Source organism: Mycobacterium sp. NPDC048908 (genome assembly GCF_043197955.1).
Lineage (GTDB): Bacteria > Actinomycetota > Actinomycetes > Mycobacteriales > Mycobacteriaceae > Mycobacterium.
Map to the genome: position 1 here is coordinate 419934 of NZ_JBICUE010000003.1, position 18150 is coordinate 438083.

Here is an 18150-nt window from a genome sequence, read left to right on the forward strand (position 1 = left end):
GCAGCGTAGAGCGAACCCATGTGAGCCGCAGCAGCGACACGCCCGGCCCGTTCGCGAGAATCGCAGCCTGGGGAAACTCGTTTCAGCTGGTGAGAAGACGGGTAGCGAATGTTCTCAGGAAAAGTTCAGTTTGCTCATATGCCAAGCACACCCCGGTCGGAGACGGTATCTCGCATGGAACACGGCGAACGCTGGCGTGCTGGGAATAAGAACATCGACAAGCGCGTTGCCGTGCACATCGAGCCGTCGATGACAGATGACGGCTGTGATCAGGAGGATCCGACGACTACCACCAAGCTGGCTCCAGTTTCGATGGCGCATCTGGAGCAGTACACCGACGGGACGTGGGTAGAGCCGAACGACGAGCTGACCGGTACTGCGGTGTTCGACGCGACCGGCGACAAGACCACCATGCCGTCGTGGGACGAGCTCGTCCGTCAGCACGCCGACCGGGTGTACCGGCTGGCCTACCGGTTGTCGGGCAATCAGCACGATGCCGAGGATCTGACACAGGAAACCTTCATCCGGGTCTTCCGCTCGGTGCAGAACTATCAGCCAGGTACCTTCGAAGGCTGGTTGCACCGCATCACGACGAACCTGTTCTTGGACATGGTTCGCAGGCGCGGGCGCATCCGCATGGAGGCGCTACCCGAGGACTACGACAGGGTGCCCGCCGACGAGCCGAACCCCGAGCAGATCTACCACGATTCGCGGCTGGGTCCTGACCTGCAGGCCGCACTCGATTCGCTGCCGCCCGAGTTCCGCGCCGCGGTCGTGCTGTGCGACATCGAAGGGCTGTCCTACGAGGAGATCGGCGCCACGCTGGGCGTCAAACTGGGCACGGTCCGCAGTCGCATCCATCGCGGACGCCAGGCGTTGCGCGATTACCTGGCCAGCCACGCGGCCGACACGGTCAAAACCGCCTGACGGTTCGCACGTGTGGCCCACAGGCTGCCGCGCTACATTCGATTCAGGCCCGTTGTTGCGGCATGACCACATGAGAGGAGCTGGGTGATGGTCGACCCGGGACACGTGTTCCGCAGAGCATTTTCCTGGCTGCCTTCTCAGTTGGCCTCGCAGAGCGACGCCCCCGTCGGGCCACGCCAGTTCGGGTCGACCGAGCACCTGTCGATCGAGGCCGTCGCGGCATTCGTCGACGGCGAATTGCGGATGACTGCCCACTTGCGCGCCGCGCACCACCTTTCGCTGTGCCAGGAGTGCGCGACCGAAGTCGAGGCCCAGCGGCAAGCCCGTGCGGCGTTGCGGGACTCCGGGTCCATCGTCGTGCCGACGTCTCTTCTGGGGATGTTGTCCCAGATCCCGCACCATGCTCCCCCGGAGCCGCCCGATCACGCCGACCAGCCTCAGTGGCCCGACGGCACGCCGCGGTATCGGCGTAGACGCCGGTAGGGTGAATCCAAATGACGTGCGCCGGACCCCACGTTTCGGGCGGGCGCTCCAGTAGAGGGTGATGAACGGGTGACCAATCTGGACCAGTCTGGGCGCGAGCGCCTCGAGCCGCGCCCTGTGTCCCGTCCACCCGTCGATCCGGCGTCGAGGCGTGCGTTCGGCCGGCCCGACGGCGTCGAGGGATCCTTTGCCGGTCTGGACCGCTACCGCGAACAGACCGAGTACGTACCGACCAACAAACAAGCCGACCCGGTACTCGCCGAGGCGTTCGGGCGGCCGTACGCCGGCGGCGATTCGCTGCAGCGGCATCCCGCCGATGCCGGCGCGTTGGAGGCCGAACGCGACGTCCAGGACTTCGACGAGGCCGACGACCCGTGGCGTAATCCCGGCGCCGCCGCGGCACTGGGCACGCCGGCGTTGCCCCAGTCCGCGCCCGCGCCGTCGACCGCCGCTATGGGCAAGGTCGGCGTGCGCGACGTGCTGTTCGGCGGCAAGGTCTCATACGTTGCGCTGGCCGTCCTCGCCATCGTCGCGTTGGTGATCGGCTTCGGCGGTGGCTGGATCGGCCGCAAGACCGCCGACGTCGTCGAGGCGTTCACCACATCGAAAGTGACACTCGAAACCAGCGACAACGGCCCTCCTCCGCAAGGGCAGTTCGCGAAAGTGGCCGCGGCCATTGCGGATTCGGTGGTGACGGTCGAAGCGGTCAGCGATTCGGAGGGTTCGCAGGGCTCCGGCGTCGTCGTCGACGGGCGCGGATACATCGTGACCAACAACCACGTCATCTCCGAGGCGGCGGCCAACCCCAGCCAGTACAAGACCACCGTGGTGTTCAACGACGGCAAGGAAGTGCCGGCGAATCTGGTCGGCCGCGATCCGAAGACCGACCTCGCGGTGCTCAAGGTCGACAACGTCGACAACCTGTCGGTGGCCAAGCTTGGCGACTCCGAGAAGCTGACCGTCGGCGACGAGGTGATCGCGGCCGGTGCGCCGCTGGGGCTGCGCAGCACCGTCACGCACGGCATCATCAGCGCCCTGCACCGGCCGGTCCCGCTGTCGGGCGACGGCTCGGACACCGACACCGTCATCGACGGTGTGCAGACCGACGCGTCGATCAACCACGGCAACTCCGGCGGTCCGCTGATCAACATGAACTCCGAAGTCATCGGCATCAACACCGCCGGTAAGTCGTTGTCCGACAGCGCCAGTGGCCTTGGCTTCGCGATTCCGGTCAACGAGGTCAAGCAGGTCGTCGACGCGTTGATCAAGGACGGCAAGATCGCCCACCCGACGCTGGGCCTGACCGCCCGCTCGGTCAGCAACGACATCGCGTCGGGCGCGCAGGTCGCCAACGTGAAGGCAGGCGGCCCCGCCGAGAAGGGCGGCATCCTCGAGAACGACGTCGTGGTCAAGGTCGGCAATCGCACCGTCGCCGACGCTGACGAATTCGTCGTCGCGGTGCGCCAGTTGACGATCGGCCAGGAGGCGCCGATCGAGGTGGTTCGCGACGGCCGTCATGTCACCCTGATGGTGACCCCTGGCGCCGACAATCCGGCGGTCTGATGTTCGCGAACGTCGGCTGGGGCGAGATGCTGGTCCTGGTGATCGCCGGGCTGGTGATTCTCGGGCCCGAGCGGTTGCCCGGCGCGATCCGCTGGACGTCGGGTGCGGTGCGACAGGCCCGCGACTACATCAGCGGAGCTACCAGTCAACTGCGTGAAGACCTCGGTCCCGAATTCGAGGATCTGCGCGAACCGCTCAGCGAGCTCAACAAACTGCGCGGCATGACGCCGCGTGCCGCTCTGACGAAACACCTTCTCGACGGCGATGATTCGATCTTCACCGGCAAGTTCGACAAGTCCGAACCCGCCGCGGAGAAGCCGCTGTCGGCCCCTGCGCCCCAGCCCGTCGCAAAGCCGGAGCCGCCCGCTACGACGCCGTTCGACGCCGACGCCACCTGAGTCTCCGCGCGAAAACCTAACGCCCGGCGGGGTCCAGCCCCAACGACATGCCTGCCAGCCCGCGCTTGCGACTGGACAGCGCGTCGGCGATCTTCCGAAGCTCCTTGCCCGCCGCCGAATCCGGCGCCGACAACACCAGCGGCACTCCGTCGTCTCCCGCGGCGACGAGCGCCGGGTCAAGCGGAACCTGGCCGAGCAGCGGCACATCCGCGCCGACCGAACGGGACAGGCTCTCGGCCACCTGCGTGCCGCCGCCTTCGCCGAAAATCTGCATAGTCGTGCCGTCGGGCATCAGCAGTCCGGACATGTTCTCCACCACGCCGACGATGCGCTGACGGGTCTGCAGCGCGATCGCGCCCGCCCGCTCGGCCACCTCAGCCGCCGCCAGTTGCGGTGTCGTCACGACGAGGATCTCCGCGCCAGGGATCAATTGAGCCACCGAGATCGCGACGTCGCCGGTGCCCGGCGGCAGGTCCAGCAGCAGCACGTCGAGGTCGCCCCAGTACACATCGGCCAGGAACTGCTGCAGCGCGCGGTGCAGCATCGGCCCCCGCCACACCACCGGGGTGTTGCCCTGGGTGAACATCGCGATCGAGATCACCCGCACGTCGTGTGCGACCGGCGGCAGAATCATCGACTCCACCTGGGTGGGCCGGTCGGTGGTGCCCATCATCCGCGGCACCGAATGCCCGTAGATGTCGGCGTCCAGCACGCCGACCGACAATCCGCGCGCGGCCATTGCGGCGGCGAGGTTCACCGTGACGCTGGACTTGCCGACGCCGCCCTTGCCGGACGCGACCGCGTACACCCGGGTCAGCGAACCCGGTTGAGCGAACGGGATCACCGGTTCACGCGAGTCGCCGCGCAACTGTTTACGAAGTTCGGTGCGCTGCTCGTCGTTCATCACATCGAGGCTGACCTTGACCGCGCCGGTGCCGGGCACATCGGCAACCGCACGGCTGACGCGCTCGGAGATCTCGGTCTTCTTCGGGCACGCCGCCGTGGTCAGATACACCTCGACGTGCACTCCGGCGTCGTGGTCGACGGTGACGTTCTTGACCATGCCGAGCTCGGTGATCGGCCGCCGCAGCTCGGGGTCGATGACCTTGGTCAGTGCGGCGCGGATCGCCGATTCCAGCTCTGGGGGAGATGCAGACATCAGTGACGAGTCTAGGCCGACTCGCGCCGCGTTCTTAACCGACCGGTCCCGCGGCCGGGCCGGGCGCCGGACCGGGCGCCTGCGGCAGAATCGGCTGCTCTGCCGGTGCCGGGCCTGGTGCAGGCCCGGGCGCGGACTGGTTGAGGGGCGCAGGAGCCGCGGGCGGTGCCTGAGGCATCAGCATCTGCGCGTCACCCGGTGCCGGCGCGACGCTCGGCGCGGGCGCCGTCGGGGTGATGCAGAACACCGCGCACTCGGCGGGACGCGGCTGTTCCTGCGGCGCAGGCGGCTGCTGCATCCAGGGCGGCAGCCACGGCGGTGTGGCCGGCTGCTCGGGCTCCGGCTGCTTGGGCGCCACCAGCGGTGCGGGCCCGGGTAGGGGGCCGAGGACCTGACCTGGATAGAGCTGGCTGGCGACATCGCCGCGACCCATCATCGGAATCAGCGCAAGCGGGTCGTTGGCGGGCAACCCCAGCGCGTTAGCAGGCAGCCCGGGGCCAAGGCCCTCATAGTTGTCCAGGTGGGTGTCGCCGAGCGGCGGCACCGGCCCGGTGATCGGCGGCAGATCCACCGGCACCACACCGGTCGCGTAGGCCGCGGCCCAGCCCAGCACGTTGCGGGCATAGGCGATGGAGTTGTTGTAGCGAAGAATTGCGGTCATCACCTGGCTGGGGTCGCGCAGGTTCAAACCGCCGCTGCAGAGGTAGCGGGCCGCCGCCAGTGACGCGTCGTAGACGTTCTGCACGTCCGCCTTACCGTCGCCGTCGCCGTCGCTGGCGTAGCGCGACCAGGTGCCGGGCAGGAATTGCATCGGACCCATCGCCCGCGCGTACGTCACGCGGTTGGACGTGCGACTCTGCACGATGACCTCGTTGCCGGGCAGCGTGCCGTCCAGCGCGGGACCGTAGATCGGCTGTACCGCCGTGCCGCGCGAGTCGGTGGCGCCGCCGTTGGCGTGCAGCGACTCGATGCGCCCGATGCCCGCCAGCAGGTTCCAGCTCACCCCGCACGTCGGGTAGGCGGCGGCCATCATCCGCTCCGCGTTGCGGTAGGCCGACAGCGCGACCGCCGGAATGCGAAGTGTCCCAGGCGAATTCACCACCGCCGAGGGCGGGGGAGCGGAGATCGTGGTCGCGGCGATGTGAAACGCGGACGGGCTCTTGGTGACCGCAACCACGGACGCACCGTCGCGGTTGCTCGCCGAGGATGAAACGGCCGCCAGTGGCGTCACTGCGGAATCGCGGACCGGTGTCGGTGCGGAGGCGCCGACGGCCCCGGCGAGGACGAGCGGAGCGATGATGGCAACGCCGAAGGCAGGCTTGCCTACGAGTCGCCGTGCTCGGCGCCGCGCTGCGTCAACGGCGGCTCGTCCCCCTATGTGCACTCAACCGTCCTAGGTGTGCGGTGAATGGTGAACCAAGTCACCATACCTACTCTCATTTCGGCCGTTGCAGCAATCGCAATACCCGATCACCCAGGTCGTTTGGCCCGCCCCTGCGACCCGTCGGACTTCGTCGCGGCTTCGCCGTCCGCCGGCGCTTGCGGCTGGCGCAATTCGGCCAGCAATTCCCGCAATTCTTCGAGCTCGCGGCGCAGGTAATCGCGGGTCGCCACCTCGCCGACGGCCAACCGCAATGCGGCCAGTTCACGGGCCAGATATTCGGTGTCGGCCTTGGTCTGTTCTGCGCGCCGCCGGTCTTCCTCCAACGACACCCGGTCGCGGTTCTCCTGGCGGTTCTGCGCCAGCAGGATAAGCGGAGCCGCGTATGCCGCCTGCGTGGAGAACGCGAGATTGAGCAGGATGAATGGATACGGATCCCACCGCAGGCCGACCGCGAACAGATTCAGCGCGATCCAGACGATCACGAGGATGGTCTGCCACGCCAGGTAGCGCCCGGTACCGAGGAAACGCGCGATCGATTCACTGAATTGGCCGACGGCCTCGGCGTCGACGTTGAGCGAGAAACGACGGCGCGACGTGCGCGGCGTGTCGAGGCGCTGACGCGCCGACGAATCGCTCATGTCGCTGCTTCCGGAGCCGCTCGGCCGGCGACATTCGGCATCGGAGCCGCTCGGCCGGCGACATTCGGGCGGGTGCCGGACAGTTCAGGTTCCTCGCGTTCCCGCCAGTCGTCGGGCAGCAGGTGGTCGAGAACGTCATCGACCGACACCGCGCCGAGCAGGTGGTTCTGCTCGTCGACAACCGGACCGCAGACCAGGTTGTAGGCAGCGAAATAGCGGGTCACCGCCGCGAGCGGGTCTTCTGGGCTCAGGCTCGGCAGGTCGGTGTCGATGATGCCGCTGACCAACTCGGCGGGTGGCTCGCGCAGAAGCCGCTGCAGGTGCACGCAGCCCAGGTAGTGTCCGGTCGGCGTCGCGGTCGGCGGGCGGGTCACGAAGACCAGCGACGCGACCGCCGGGGTCAGATCGGGATCGCGCACCCTGGCGAGTGCCTCGGCGACAGTGGTGTCGGGCGCGAGTACCACCGGCTCCGACGTCATCAGGCCGCCGGCGGTGTCGGGCGAGTGGCTCAGCAGCCGGCGCACGTCCTCGGAGTCCTCGGGGTCCATCCGGCGCAGGAACTGCTCGGCGTCCGCGGGCGTCATGGTGCCGAGCAGGTCGGCGGCGTCGTCGGGATCCATCGCCTCGAGCACGTCGGCCGCGCGTTCGGCCTCCAGTTTGCGGAGCACGTCGGCCTGTTCGTCTTCGGGCAATTCCTGCAATACGTCGGCGAGCCGCTCGTCATCGAGCGCCTTGACCACCTCGAACCGTCGCTTGGCGGGCAGCTCGCGCAGCGCTTCGGCGACTTCGATGGGCCGCTGGCCGTCGAACTGTTCGAGCAGTTGCGCGACGCCCTGATCGGGCATCGCGAGCCCGGACGGCGTCAGCCCGTGCACCCGATTCCATTCGACGACCGAGACGTTGCTGCGACGGCCGAGGCGGCGCTGCGGGCGGACCGCGACCCTGGTCACCACCCAGTCCCTGGTGCGGGTCTGCTCGATGCCCAGATCGACCACCACGACGTCGATTCCGGACAGCTCGGGCAGATCGGAATCGTCGACGCGGACCCGGGTTTCGACGACCTCACCGAGCACAAGCACCTCGTTGGGGCGCTTGGAGAACCGGCGCAACGACACGTTGCCGGTCGCGAGGGTGACGGCGCTGGGCTCGATGGCCGTCACCCGCAGTATCGGTACGAAAATCCTTCGGCGAGTGAGCAATTCGACGACCAGGCCAAGCACCCGCGGCTGATGACCTGCCACCCCGATGCTGATCACCACATCGCGGACACGACCGATGGACTCGCCGTCAGGGCCGAGCACCACCATCCCCGCGAGTCGGGCCACGTAGACCCTGTTGACCGCCGCCATGTCTGTAGAGAGTAGAGAGTAGGGCTGTGGATGATGCTCTTTGGGCTGCGTATCGGCCCCGTCGGACGTGTCTTTCGGTTCCGGGCAGCAACCCCAAGATGATCGAGAAGGCCAAGACACTGCCCGCCGATGAGGTGTTCCTCGATCTGGAAGACGCCGTCGCACCCGAGGCGAAGGCCGAGGCGCGCAGTCAAGTGGCCGTCGCTCTCGCTGAGCCGGGATGGGCGGGTCAACTGCGCGGGGTGCGGGTCAACGACTGGACGACGCCGTGGACCTACGCAGACATCATCGAGGTGGTTTCGACGGCAGGCACATCGCTCGACATCGTCGTGCTGCCGAAGGTGACCGACGTCTCGCACATCCACGCGCTCGACCTTCTGCTGAGCCAACTCGAAACCACGCACGGACTACCGGTGGGCCGCATCGGGATTGAAGCGCAAATCGAAAACGCCCAGGGGCTGGCCAACATTGACGCCATCGCGGCGGCTCCCCGCATGCAGGCGCTGATCCTCGGGCCCGCCGACATGGCGGCCAGCCTCAACATGCGCACGCTCGAAGTGGGTGAGCAACCGGAGGGCTACGACGTCGGCGATGCGCACCACCACGTGCTGATGCGGATCCTGATCGCGGCCCGCACGCACGGCGTCCTCGCGATCGACGGGCCGTACCTGAAGGTTCGCGACGTGGACGGCTTCCGGCGGGTCGCCGGACGGTCGGCGGCACTCGGCTACGACGGCAAATGGGTGCTGCATCCTGACCAGATCGCGGCGGGCAACGAGGTTTTCAGCCCTCGGCAGAAGGACTACGACCACGCCGAGTTGATCCTGGAGGCCTACGAGTGGCACACATCGCGCGCGGGCGGGGCCAGGGGCGCGGTGATGCTCGGCGACGAGATGATCGACGAGGCCAGCCGCAAGATGGCGTTGGTGATTGCGGGCAAGGGTCGCGCCGCAGGCATGGAGCGCACCACCGAACCGTTCCGGCCACCGAGTTAGCCTCGCTACGGCGCCCACTGCCAGCCGCTGGCGTAGATGCTGATCGACAGCAGCAGATAGACCACCCAGCCCGCGACGGCGAGTCCGCCGATGATCGTGCCCACCAACGCGATCGGGTAGCCGTCCTGGCCGGTGCGTTTGGTTTCGCGCATCGCGACCACGCCGAGCACCAGGCCGACGATCGACGGCAGGCCGCAACAGAACAACCCCGCGAGCGACGCGACCAGCGAGCCGATCGCCTTCGCGTTCGTACCCGGCGGCTTGATGGGCCGGTAAGGGTCGTAGTAACCCGGATAGGGCGGATATCCCTGTGCCCCCGGCGGCGGATGAACCGGCGGCGGCAACCCGACATTCGCCGGATAGTCGACGGGCGGATTCGAATCCGGGTCGCTGGCGGTCATCGTCAGCTACTGAACGCCACCACGAAGAAGATGAGTCCGACGACGAGTGACAGCGCCCCGATCGCGATTCCGGCGACCGCGAAACCGTGGCCCTGTTCACCGGTCCGTTTGATCTGGTTCATCGCGAGGATGCCCAGCGCGATACCGGCGATCGACCCGAGCCAGCAGAGGAATCCGATGAGCGAGGCCACCAGTGACGCGATCGCCATCGAGTTCGTCTTCGGCTGCGGGGGACCGTAGGCCGAGTATTCGGGCGCCGGATAGCCGGTCGGTGGCGGACCGTAGCCGGGCGGCGGAGGGGGATAGCCAGGCGTCGGCGCGCCGTACTGCGGCGGCGGCGGATATGGCGGCGCGCCAAAGCCGGTAGGGCCGGGATACGGCGGCGGAGGGTAGCCAGGCTGGGCCGCGCCAGGAGGCGGGTACGACATCGGCTGCGGGTAGTCGGGCGGCGGGAAACCAGGATAGCCGGGCTGCTGGGGATAGCTGGGCTCCTGGTAAACCGGGGCCGGGTTGTAGGCGGGCGGCGGCGCATAACCGAGCTGATCGCCGGACTGCTGCGTGGTGCTCGACTCCGCGGAACTGTCTGCGGACTGCTCGATCGAGGGCGCCTCGTAGCCGCCGGCAGCCGGTTGCGATGCCTCGCCGCTGGAGTCGGATGATGCCGTTCGGCCTGCGTCCTCGCCCGGATTTGTCATGCTGTCAACCTAGCGCAACTACTGGGCACCATTGCGGCCGTCGCATCGTTGATCCGGGTGAGAAAATGCTACGTAATTCAGGCGCGCATAGAGGAGATGGAAGACCGATGACCAGCCCGTTCCAGCCAGGACAGAACCCAGGCACGACGCCGGGCGCCGCGACCCCTGGGCGTGGTGGCCCAGCCCAGTTGCCCACCCCGCCGAAGGGTTGGCCGATCGGCTCATACCCGACCTATGCCGAGGCTCAGCGCGCCGTCGACTACCTGTCGGATCAACAGTTCCCGGTGCAGGAGGTGACCATTGTCGGGGTTGACCTGATGCAGGTCGAACGCGTCACGGGCAGGCTGACCTGGCCGAAGGTCCTCGGCGGCGGTGTGATCACCGGCGCGTGGTTGGGCCTGTTCATCGGGCTGATCCTGGGGTTCTTCAGTCCCAGCCCGTGGGGCGCGCTGGCCACCGGCCTTGTGGCAGGCGTGTTCTTCGGTCTGATCACGTCGGCCATCCCGTATGCGATGGCGCGCGGCACAAGAGATTTCAGCTCGACCATGCAGCTCGTCGCTGGTCGCTACGACGTGCTCTGCGATCCACAGAGCGCCGAGCGCGGCCGGGATCTGCTGGCGCGCTTGACGATCTGACCCCGTCTGCAGCTACCGGCGCTGGTAGCTGGCTGTTTGCCTTCGTTCGCAATTACGTAACGGTGTGCGACGCGCGCATCGAAAGTGTTGCGAATCACGCCTGACTGGCAATACGGTTTGCCCCGCGGGAGAGTCCCGCCGGAGCTGCCCCGGCGGCGACATCCGACGCGGACGGGAGTTTCAGTGGTGAGCCCACGGCGGCTAGGTGCTGCGGCATTGGCCGCGTTGACGACTGCGTCAGTCGTGTCCGCGTGTGCAGCCACTGGCGGCGGCATCGTCATCAATTACTACACCCCGGCTAACGAGATGGCCACGTTCACGGCCGTCGCCAAGCGTTGTAACGAAGAACTCGGCGGCCGCTTCAAGATTCAGCAAGTCAGCTTGCCGAAGGGCGCCGACGACCAGCGGTTGCAGTTGGCGCGCCGGCTCACCGGCAACGACAAGACGCTGGACGTTATGGCGTTGGACGTGGTGTGGACCGCCGAGTTCGCTGAAGCCGGTTGGGCTTTGCCACTTTCGGACGATCCTGCAGGGCAAGCTGAGGCCGATGCGAAGAACAACACGCTGCCCGGCCCCCTGGAGACGGCCACCTGGCGCGACAAACTCTACGCCGCACCGATCACGACGAATACCCAATTGCTTTGGTATCGAGCTGATTTGATGGACGAACCGCCGAAGACGTGGGATGGCATGGTCGCCGAGGCGACACGTTTGCACGCGGCGGGCAAGCCCAGCTGGATCGCCGTTCAGGCCAAGCAGTACGAGGGTCTGGTCGTGTGGTTCAACACCTTGCTGGAAAGCGCTGGTGGTCAAGTGCTTTCCGATGACGGCAAATCCGTCACGCTGACCGACACACCCGAACACCGCGCCGCCACCGTCAAGGCACTCCAGATCATGAAGTCGGTTGCTACCGCGCCGGGCGCGGACCCGTCCATCACGCAGACCGATGAGGGAACGGCGAGGCTCGCCCTCGAGCAGGGCAAAGCCGCGCTGGAAGTGAATTGGCCGTTCGTGTTGCCGTCGATGCTCGAAAACGCGGTCAAGGGCGGCGTGAGTTTCCTGCCGCTGGACAAGCAGCCCGACCTGACGGGCAGCATCAACGACGTCGGGACATTCTCACCGACCGATGAGCAGTTCAAGTCGGCCTACGAGGCCAGCAAGAAGGTGTTCGGGTTTGCGTCGTATCCGGGTGTGCAGGAAGGCCAACCCGCCAAGGTGACGCTGGGCGGGCTGAATCTCGCGGTTGCCAAGACCACCCAGCACCGCGCGGAAGCATTCGAGGCCATTCGTTGTATGCGCAATGTCGACAACCAGCGGTACACCTCGGTCGAGGGCGGCCTGCCCGCCGTGCGGGCGTCGCTTTACGACGACCCGACCTTCCAGGCGAAGTACCCGCAGTACGCGATCATCAGGGAGCAACTCACCAACGCCGCCGTGCGTCCGGCGACGCCCGTCTACCAGGCGGTGTCGACGCGCATCTCGGTCACGCTGTCGCCGGTCACCGCGATCGATCCGGAACGCACCGCCGACGAGTTGACGACCCAGGTGCAGAAGGCCATCGACGGCAAGGGGCTGATTCCATGACCGCTGTGGCCCCGACCGCCGCTCCCGTCGCGCCGACCGTTGGCACCGATGACAAGAAGTCGGAACGGCGGCTGGCGTTCCTGCTGATCACGCCCGCGGTGCTACTGATGCTGTTGGTCACCGCCTACCCGATCGGTTACGCGGTGTGGCTGAGTCTGCAGCGCTACAACCTCGCCACCCCGGAGGACACCTCGTTCGTCGGGTTGGGCAACTACATCACCGTGCTGTCCGACCGGTATTGGTGGACGGCGTTCGCGGTGACGCTGGCGATCACGGTGGTATCGGTGGCGATCGAGTTCGTGCTCGGCATGGCGCTGGCGCTGGTGATGCACCGGACGATCTTCGGCAAGGGCGTGGTACGCACCGCGATCCTGATTCCGTACGGCATCGTCACGGTCGCAGCCTCGTACAGCTGGTATTACGCGTGGACGCCGGGCACCGGATATCTGGCGAACCTCCTGCCGGAAGGCAGTGCGCCGCTGACAGAACAGATTCCGTCGCTGGCCATCGTGGTGCTGGCCGAGGTGTGGAAGACGACGCCGTTCATGGCGCTGCTGCTGCTTGCCGGACTGGCGCTGGTGCCACAGGATCTGCTGAACGCCGCGCAGGTGGACGGTGCGGGCGCGTGGCGGCGGTTGGTCAAAGTGATCCTGCCGCTCATCAAACCGGCGATTTTGGTGGCGCTGCTGTTCCGCACTCTCGACGCGTTCCGCATCTTCGACAACATTTATGTGCTCACCGGCGGCGCCAACGAAACGGGCTCGGTGTCGATCCTGGGCTACGACAACCTCTTCAAGGCGTTCAACCTCGGGCTGGGGTCGGCGATCAGCGTGCTGATCTTCCTGTCGGTGGCGCTCATCGCGTTCATCTACATCAAGCTCTTCGGCGCTGCGGCGCCGGGTGCCGACGAGGGTCGGCAGTGAAGAGGGAGGCGTGATGTCTGAGCGGGTCGGCGCGGGACGTGCGACGGGCTGGTCCGTCGTCAACGTTCTGGTCGTCGTTTACGCGCTGTTCCCCGTGCTGTGGATCCTGAGCCTGTCGCTCAAGCCGACGTCAACCGTCAAGGACGGCAAGCTGATCCCGACGCAGATCACCTTCGACAACTACAAGGGCATTTTCCAAGGCTCCATCTTCTCCTCGGCGCTGATCAACTCGATCGGCATCGGGTTGATCACCACGGTGATCGCGGTGGTGGTCGGCGGGATGGCGGCCTATGCCGTTGCGCGACTTGATTTTCCGGGTAAGCGGTTACTGGTCGGCGTCGCGCTGCTGATCGCGATGTTCCCGCAGATTTCGTTGGTGACCCCGATCTTCAACATGTGGCGCAGCATCGGGTTGTTCGACACCTGGCCCGGGTTGATCATTCCGTACATCACCTTCGCGCTGCCGCTGGCGATCTACACGTTGTCGGCGTTCTTCCGGGAAATTCCGTGGGATTTGGAGAAGGCCGCGAAGATGGACGGTGCCACGCCCGGCCAGGCGTTCCGGAAAGTGATTGCGCCGCTTGCCGCGCCGGGCATCGTCACCGCGGCGATCCTGGTGTTCATCTTCGCGTGGAACGATCTGTTGCTGGCGTTGTCGCTGACCGCGACGCAACGCGCGATCACGGCGCCGGTGGCGATCGCCAACTTCACCGGCAGTTCGCAGTTCGAGGAACCGACCGGTTCCATCGCTGCCGGCGCGATGGTGATCACCATCCCGATCGTTATCTTTGTCCTGATTTTCCAACGACGGATTGTCGCCGGCCTGACGTCCGGTGCGGTGAAGGGATAGCTCGATGGCCGAAATTGTGTTGGACCGGGTGACCAAGAGTTACCCCAACGGCGCGACGGCCGTCAAAGATCTGTCGATCACCATCGCCGACGGTGAGTTCATCATTCTGGTCGGCCCTTCCGGCTGCGGTAAATCGACCACGCTGAACATGATTGCCGGACTGGAGGACATCTCGTCGGGCGAGTTGCGCATCGGTGGCGAACGGGTCAACGAGAAGGCGCCGAAGGACCGCGACATCGCGATGGTGTTCCAGTCCTACGCCCTCTACCCGCATATGACTGTCCGGCAGAACATCGCGTTCCCACTGACGCTGGGGAAGGTGAGCAAGGACGAGATCGCCCGCAAAGTCGACGAAGCCGCGAAAATCCTTGACCTGACTGAGCTTTTGGACCGCAAGCCCGCGCAACTGTCGGGTGGTCAGCGACAGCGGGTGGCGATGGGCCGCGCGATCGTGCGCAATCCCAAGGCCTTCCTGATGGACGAGCCGCTGTCGAACCTCGACGCCAAGCTGCGGGTGCAGATGCGCGCAGAGATCGCGCGGCTGCAGAACCGGTTGGGCACCACCACCGTTTACGTCACCCACGATCAGACCGAGGCGATGACGCTCGGCGATCGGGTGGTGGTGCTGCTTGCGGGCGCCGCGCAGCAGATCGGCACGCCCGAAGAGCTGTACAACAGCCCGGCCAACCTGTTCGTCGCGGGCTTCATCGGCTCGCCTGCGATGAACTTCTTCCCCGCCACCCTCATCGACGTCGGTGTACGGCTGCCATTCGGGGAGATCACGCTCACCCAGGAGGTACACGATCTGCTGGGCAGGCACCCGAAGCCCAACAACGTGATCGTGGGGATCCGGCCCGAACATCTCGAGGACGCCGCGCTGATCGACACCTACGCACGAATCCGTGCGCTGACCTTCCAGGTGAAGGTCGACTTCGTCGAGTCGCTCGGCGCCGACAAATACGTTCACTTCAAGACCGAAGGCGCTGGCGCTCAGGCCGCACAGCTGGCCGAGTTGGCGGCTGACTCCGGCATTGGTGAAAACGAGTTCGTGGCGAGGGTTTCCACCGAATCGAAGGTGACCCCCGGCCAAACGATGGAGTTGGCATTCGACATGTCGAAGATCGTGATCTTCGACGCGGACAGCGGCGCGAACCTGATGATCGAACCCGCGGACGCGCCACAACCCGCGGAGCCCGAGCCGCCGAGTGAGCCGGTGCCTGCCCCGCCGCCCGCCGAGTGATCGACGTCCTCGCCAAGGTCCGCTCGCATCTCAGCGAGCACTTCACCCGCGCCGGGATCATCGCCGAACCCGACGAAGCGAGCGTCACGTTCCTCGGCACCGAGCGCATCGACGTGCTGCGGTTCGGCCCCGACGAGGACGGCGTGAATCACTATGTGTCGATTGGCTGTTCGCGCAATCCGATGTTCGATCCGGCGGAGATGGTGACCGACGCGCTGCACGGTCCGCGGGCCGAGGTCGTCGTCGCGTTGCGCGGCCCGTCGCCCGCGGGGCTGGCCCGGTCGATCGCAATCGTGGCCGCCGCGCCCGCCGTCGAAGGCTTGATTCTGGAGCCCGACGCGTTGATCGACCTCGAGTCGCCGCTGTGGGAAGCGGCGGCGTTCACGGCGTTCTTGTTGAGCCGCAGCGATATCGACGATGTGCCGATGACCGATCCGCTTCCGCCGGTCACAGTGCTGGCGGCCACGCCGATCACCGCCACCGAGGCGGCGTGGGTGCGCCTCAAAGGCGCCGACGCGATGCGGGAGGCGTGGGCGCAGGACGGGGTCGACGTGCTGGACCCACGGCGGCGGGCCGCCAATCCCACCTGAGCGGCGGGCCGCCAATCCCACCTGAGGCCGCGAAACTGCGCACAGATCGCAAAATTTAGCCTGAACGCGATCTCCCCGCAGTTTCGGCGAAACTTACAGCCAGTGGTTGTGCCGGAACGTCCGGTACAGCAGCAGGCAGATGACCGCCATCAAAGCCAGCACCGTCGGATAGCCCCACACCCAATGCAGTTCGGGCATGTGGTCGAAGTTCATGCCGTAGATGCCCGCGAGCGCGGTCGGCACCGCGGCGATCGCTACCCACGCCGAAATCTTGCGCATGTCGACGTTCTGCTGCATCGCCACCTTGCCGAGAGCGGCCTGCACCAGCGAGCTCAACATCTCGTCATAGCTGGTGATCCGGTCGGAGGCCTGGGTGTTGTGGTCCAGCACGTCGCGCAGGTACCGACGCACCTCGATCGAGATCAGGTCGTTGTGGTCGGTGCCCATCCGCTGCAACGCAAGCGTCAGCGGCGCCACCGCCCTTCGCAACTCGACGACCTCGCGCTTGAGCAGATAGATGCACTCGATGTTGGTCTGGCTGCGCGGCGAGAAGATGTCTTCTTCCATCGCGTCGATGTCTGTCTCGATCAGGTCAGTGATGTCGAGATAGTTGTCGACCACGTGATCGGCGATGGCGTGCATGACCGCGTACGGACCGAGCTTGAGGGTGGCTGGCGACGCGTCGAGTTGCTTGCGCACCCCGGCCAGCCCGCCGTGCTCGCCGTGCCGGACGGTCACCACGAAGTCGCGCCCGACGAAGATCATGATCTCGCCCGTTTCCACGATCTCCCGCGCGATCGACATCGACGCGTGCTCGACGTACTTCACGGTCTTCAGCACCAGGAACAAGGTCTTGTCGTAACGCTCCAGCTTGGGCCGCTGATGCGCGTGCACCGCATCCTCGACGGCCAGTTCGTGCAGACAGAACACGTCGGCGACCGCCTGCATCTGGTGTTCGTCGGGTTCGTGCAGGCCGATCCATACGAACGCGTTCTTGCCTTCGTTTTCGAGTTCGCGGACCTTGTTCAATGCCGCGGCGTGGGTGTACTTGCCCGGCGCCCGCTGACCGTCGACGTAGATGCCACAGTCGACCATGGCGCGGGCGACCGGTACGTGAATCGACTTGGCATCCGGATGGGTGTGTTTGGGCCTGGCCACGGGCCGGAAAGATGATGGCAATGCGCGAAACGATGGCATCTCTAATCTCCCCGGGAGAGGACAGCTGCGCAGGTCTGATCAGCGGGTTAATGCTACGCGTCTCGACGTACCCGCACATTCGCCAAAAGAAGCGGGTGCGCTAGTTTCGTCCAGGAGACAACCGACGCCCAAGGAGCATCCGACGTGAGCACAACTCCCCTCAAGGTCGCCGTCACCGGTGCGGCAGGCCAGATCGGCTACAGCTTGTTGTTCCGCCTCGCGAGCGGATCGCTGCTCGGCCCCGACCGCCCGATCGAGCTGCGACTGCTGGAGATCGAGCCTGCGCTCAAGGCGCTCGAGGGTGTCGTGATGGAGCTGGACGACTGTGCTTTCCCGCTGCTTGCGGGCGTCGAGATCGGCGCGGACGCCAACAAGATCTTCGACGGGACGAATCTGGCCCTGCTGGTCGGCGCCCGTCCGCGTGGTCCCGGCATGGAGCGCAGCGATCTGCTCGAGGCCAACGGCGCGATCTTCACGGCCCAGGGCAAGGCGCTCAACGAGGTTGCCGCCGACGACGTCCGTATCGGTGTGACCGGTAACCCGGCCAACACCAACGCGCTGATCGCGATGAGCAACGCCCCCGACATTCCGAAGGAGCGGTTCTCGGCGCTCACTCGCCTCGACCACAACCGCGCGATCTCCCAGCTGGCCAAGAAGACCGGCGCGGCCGTCACCGACATCAAGAAGGTGACGATCTGGGGCAACCACTCGGCCACCCAGTATCCGGACATCTTCCATGCCGAGGTCGGCGGCAAGAACGCCGCCGAGGTGGTCAACGACCAGGCGTGGATCGAGAACGACTTCATCCCCACTGTCGCCAAGCGCGGCGCGGCGATCATCGACGCCCGCGGCGCATCTTCTGCCGCCTCGGCTGCCTCCGCGACCACCGACGCGGCCCGCGATTGGCTGCTCGGCAGCCCCGAAGGGGACTGGGTGTCCATGGCCGTCCTCTCCGACGGCAGCTACGGCGTCCCGGAGGGCCTGATCTCCTCGTTCCCGGTGACCACCAAGGACGGCAACTGGAGCATCGTGCAGGGTCTGGAGATCGACGAGTTCTCCCGCGGCCGGATCGACAAGTCCACCGCTGAACTGGACGACGAGCGCAGGGCCGTCACCGAGCTGGGACTGATCTGAGTTCC

The 18150-nt window shown here is 66.4% G+C and carries 19 protein-coding genes; 12 read left to right on the top strand and 7 right to left on the bottom strand.

All coding sequences use genetic code 11. The annotated features are described in order from the left end of the window. Positions 1–174 precede the first annotated feature (174 nt). From sigE to tatB, 4 genes are all read left to right on the top strand, one after another. Positions 175–927 carry an RNA polymerase sigma factor SigE gene (gene sigE, locus ACGFK1_RS10970; RefSeq protein ID WP_393428275.1) on the top strand — a complete coding sequence of 251 codons (753 nt, stop codon included), beginning with the start codon at positions 175–177 and terminating at the stop codon, positions 925–927. Between the two features lie 87 nt (positions 928–1014). After that, complete coding sequence (gene rseA / locus ACGFK1_RS10975) at positions 1015–1410, top strand: anti-sigma E factor RseA (RefSeq protein WP_393428276.1); 396 nt, start codon at positions 1015–1017, stop codon at positions 1408–1410. Between the two features lie 69 nt (positions 1411–1479). After that, positions 1480–2973: a S1C family serine protease gene (locus ACGFK1_RS10980; protein WP_393428277.1), complete on the top strand. Its 1494-nt coding sequence runs from the start codon at positions 1480–1482 to the stop codon at positions 2971–2973. Next, on the top strand, positions 2973–3371 hold the full coding sequence (tatB, locus tag ACGFK1_RS10985; RefSeq protein WP_393428278.1) for a Sec-independent protein translocase protein TatB: 399 nt from the start codon (positions 2973–2975) through the stop codon (positions 3369–3371). Before ACGFK1_RS10980 ends, tatB begins: the two co-directional genes overlap by 1 nt. A 16-nt stretch (positions 3372–3387) precedes the next feature. On the opposite strand, the gene ACGFK1_RS10990 is transcribed toward tatB, so the two are convergent. From ACGFK1_RS10990 to ACGFK1_RS11005, 4 genes are all read right to left on the bottom strand, one after another. Continuing rightward, a complete protein-coding gene (locus ACGFK1_RS10990) occupies positions 3388–4530 on the bottom strand; it encodes an Mrp/NBP35 family ATP-binding protein (protein WP_393428279.1) in 1143 nt (380 codons plus the stop codon). Positions 4531–4564: 34 nt separating this feature from the next. Continuing rightward, positions 4565–5914 (bottom strand): lytic transglycosylase domain-containing protein, encoded by a 1350-nt coding sequence (locus tag ACGFK1_RS10995; protein WP_393428280.1) that lies wholly within the window; start codon positions 5912–5914, stop codon positions 4565–4567. An 86-nt stretch (positions 5915–6000) separates the two neighbouring features. Further along, on the bottom strand, positions 6001–6552 hold the full coding sequence (locus ACGFK1_RS11000) for a DUF1003 domain-containing protein (RefSeq protein WP_393428281.1): 552 nt from the start codon (positions 6550–6552) through the stop codon (positions 6001–6003). Next, positions 6549–7901, bottom strand: a complete 1353-nt coding sequence (locus ACGFK1_RS11005) for a magnesium transporter MgtE N-terminal domain-containing protein (RefSeq protein ID WP_393428282.1) — start codon at positions 7899–7901, stop codon at positions 6549–6551. Before ACGFK1_RS11005 ends, ACGFK1_RS11000 begins: the two co-directional genes overlap by 4 nt. Positions 7902–7927: 26 nt before the next feature. On the opposite strand from ACGFK1_RS11005, the gene ACGFK1_RS11010 reads away from it, so the two are divergent. Continuing rightward, positions 7928–8896 carry an HpcH/HpaI aldolase/citrate lyase family protein gene (locus tag ACGFK1_RS11010; protein WP_393428283.1) on the top strand — a complete coding sequence of 323 codons (969 nt, stop codon included), beginning with the start codon at positions 7928–7930 and terminating at the stop codon, positions 8894–8896. A 5-nt stretch (positions 8897–8901) separates the two neighbouring features. Here ACGFK1_RS11010 and ACGFK1_RS11015 read toward each other — a convergent pair whose 3' ends face one another. Next, complete coding sequence (locus tag ACGFK1_RS11015; RefSeq protein ID WP_393428284.1) at positions 8902–9297, bottom strand: DUF4190 domain-containing protein; 396 nt, start codon at positions 9295–9297, stop codon at positions 8902–8904. Positions 9298–9299: 2 nt separating this feature from the next. Next, positions 9300–9992, bottom strand: coding sequence for a DUF4190 domain-containing protein (locus ACGFK1_RS11020; protein ID WP_393428285.1), 693 nt, complete (start codon positions 9990–9992; stop codon positions 9300–9302). A 107-nt stretch (positions 9993–10099) separates the two neighbouring features. Here ACGFK1_RS11020 and ACGFK1_RS11025 point away from each other — a divergent pair, with 107 nt between their 5' ends. The 6 genes from ACGFK1_RS11025 (at position 10100) to ACGFK1_RS11050 (ending at position 15814) form a co-directional block, all read left to right on the top strand. Next, complete coding sequence (locus tag ACGFK1_RS11025; RefSeq protein ID WP_393428286.1) at positions 10100–10627, top strand: general stress protein; 528 nt, start codon at positions 10100–10102, stop codon at positions 10625–10627. A 186-nt stretch (positions 10628–10813) separates the two neighbouring features. Then, complete coding sequence (locus ACGFK1_RS11030) at positions 10814–12211, top strand: ABC transporter substrate-binding protein (protein ID WP_393428478.1); 1398 nt, start codon at positions 10814–10816, stop codon at positions 12209–12211. Continuing rightward, on the top strand, positions 12208–13134 hold the full coding sequence (locus tag ACGFK1_RS11035) for a carbohydrate ABC transporter permease (protein WP_393428287.1): 927 nt from the start codon (positions 12208–12210) through the stop codon (positions 13132–13134). The genes ACGFK1_RS11030 and ACGFK1_RS11035 overlap by 4 nt, the downstream gene beginning before the upstream one ends. A 13-nt stretch (positions 13135–13147) precedes the next feature. Next, complete coding sequence (locus ACGFK1_RS11040; RefSeq protein WP_393428288.1) at positions 13148–13984, top strand: carbohydrate ABC transporter permease; 837 nt, start codon at positions 13148–13150, stop codon at positions 13982–13984. Between the two features lie 4 nt (positions 13985–13988). Next, positions 13989–15224, top strand: coding sequence for an ABC transporter ATP-binding protein (locus tag ACGFK1_RS11045; RefSeq protein ID WP_393428289.1), 1236 nt, complete (start codon positions 13989–13991; stop codon positions 15222–15224). Next, on the top strand, positions 15221–15814 hold the full coding sequence (locus ACGFK1_RS11050; protein WP_393428290.1) for a suppressor of fused domain protein: 594 nt from the start codon (positions 15221–15223) through the stop codon (positions 15812–15814). The genes ACGFK1_RS11045 and ACGFK1_RS11050 overlap by 4 nt, the downstream gene beginning before the upstream one ends. Before the next feature lie 93 nt (positions 15815–15907). Here ACGFK1_RS11050 and corA read toward each other — a convergent pair whose 3' ends face one another. After that, on the bottom strand, positions 15908–17011 hold the full coding sequence (gene corA, locus ACGFK1_RS11055) for a magnesium/cobalt transporter CorA (protein ID WP_393428291.1): 1104 nt from the start codon (positions 17009–17011) through the stop codon (positions 15908–15910). A gap of 144 nt (positions 17012–17155) precedes the next feature. Between corA and ACGFK1_RS11060 the strand changes: the two genes are divergently transcribed. Further along, entirely contained in the window at positions 17156–18145 is a 990-nt protein-coding gene (locus ACGFK1_RS11060; RefSeq protein ID WP_393428292.1) for a malate dehydrogenase, read from the top strand. Positions 18146–18150 lie beyond the last annotated feature (5 nt).

Bases quoted from the DNA above. Each gene is read 5' to 3' on its own strand.
- ACGFK1_RS11020 (WP_393428285.1), bottom strand. From the start codon at position 9,992: ATGACAAATCCGGGCGAGGACGCAGGCCGAACGGCATCATCCGACTCC.
- ACGFK1_RS11035 (WP_393428287.1), top strand. From the start codon at position 12,208: ATGACCGCTGTGGCCCCGACCGCCGCTCCCGTCGCGCCGACCGTTGGC.
- ACGFK1_RS11015 (WP_393428284.1), bottom strand. From the start codon at position 9,297: ATGACCGCCAGCGACCCGGATTCGAATCCGCCCGTCGACTATCCGGCG.
- ACGFK1_RS11025 (WP_393428286.1), top strand. From the start codon at position 10,100: ATGACCAGCCCGTTCCAGCCAGGACAGAACCCAGGCACGACGCCGGGC.
- corA (WP_393428291.1), bottom strand. From the start codon at position 17,011: ATGCCATCGTTTCGCGCATTGCCATCATCTTTCCGGCCCGTGGCCAGG.
- ACGFK1_RS11000 (WP_393428281.1), bottom strand. From the start codon at position 6,552: ATGAGCGATTCGTCGGCGCGTCAGCGCCTCGACACGCCGCGCACGTCG.
- tatB (WP_393428278.1), top strand. From the start codon at position 2,973: ATGTTCGCGAACGTCGGCTGGGGCGAGATGCTGGTCCTGGTGATCGCC.
- sigE (WP_393428275.1), top strand. From the start codon at position 175: ATGGAACACGGCGAACGCTGGCGTGCTGGGAATAAGAACATCGACAAG.
- ACGFK1_RS11045 (WP_393428289.1), top strand. From the start codon at position 13,989: ATGGCCGAAATTGTGTTGGACCGGGTGACCAAGAGTTACCCCAACGGC.
- ACGFK1_RS10990 (WP_393428279.1), bottom strand. From the start codon at position 4,530: ATGTCTGCATCTCCCCCAGAGCTGGAATCGGCGATCCGCGCCGCACTG.
- ACGFK1_RS11040 (WP_393428288.1), top strand. From the start codon at position 13,148: ATGTCTGAGCGGGTCGGCGCGGGACGTGCGACGGGCTGGTCCGTCGTC.
- rseA (WP_393428276.1), top strand. From the start codon at position 1,015: ATGGTCGACCCGGGACACGTGTTCCGCAGAGCATTTTCCTGGCTGCCT.
- ACGFK1_RS11005 (WP_393428282.1), bottom strand. From the start codon at position 7,901: ATGGCGGCGGTCAACAGGGTCTACGTGGCCCGACTCGCGGGGATGGTG.